Genomic DNA, 658 nt, shown 5'->3' with positions numbered 1-658 from the left:
GTGATGGCACCGGTTCTGAGGTGATGCAACGAATTTCTGGTCCGATGGTTGGAGGGATGATTTCGACGCTAATCCTTACGCTTCTCGTCATACCAGTAATCTTTTATTTGTGGAAAAAATCAACCAATGTTGAATTAATTAGTAACGGAGAAAAAGTATGAAAACGAGCAAAGTCGCGTTAATCGGTGTTTTGGCTGTCATCCCAATTGTAGCTCTTGGCGGGCCAGGTGAGAGCGGCCATGATCATAGCTCTCATGGTCATAGTGCTCCTGATCAGGGTGTTAGTAATGAGCATATGCACAAGAACTCACATTCATCGATGCATGAAAGTATGCATGGCGGAGATCATGGTATGCATGGTGGTCATGGGCATCATATGGAAAGCATTGCTGGTTCACCTGGAAAAGAAAGCGAGGTAGACAGAACGATTGAGGTCACGGCCAATGACTCGATGAAGTTTATTCACGAGCCTCTTGAGATCAAAGATAGCGAGACCGTCAAATTCGTAATCACCAATACTGGCGATACGGTACATGAGTTTTCCATTGCAACTAAAGATGAGCATATGGAGCATGGAAAAATGATGATGAAAAACCCGGACATGCATCATGGCCCAGGCGGCCCGTCTATCACTATAAAACCAGGCGAGACGGAAGAG

At 45.4% G+C, this 658-nt stretch carries 1 pseudogene; it reads left to right on the top strand.

The features are described from left to right. Positions 1 to 157: 157 nt before the first annotated feature. Positions 158 to 658: pseudogene (locus A3750_RS02620) on the top strand (hypothetical protein); the annotation flags it as partial.

It is taken from the genome of Oleiphilus sp. HI0079 (assembly GCF_001635105.1).
The sequence above is the reverse complement of the archived record's forward strand: the minus strand, read 5'-3'. Positions and strand labels throughout refer to the sequence as shown.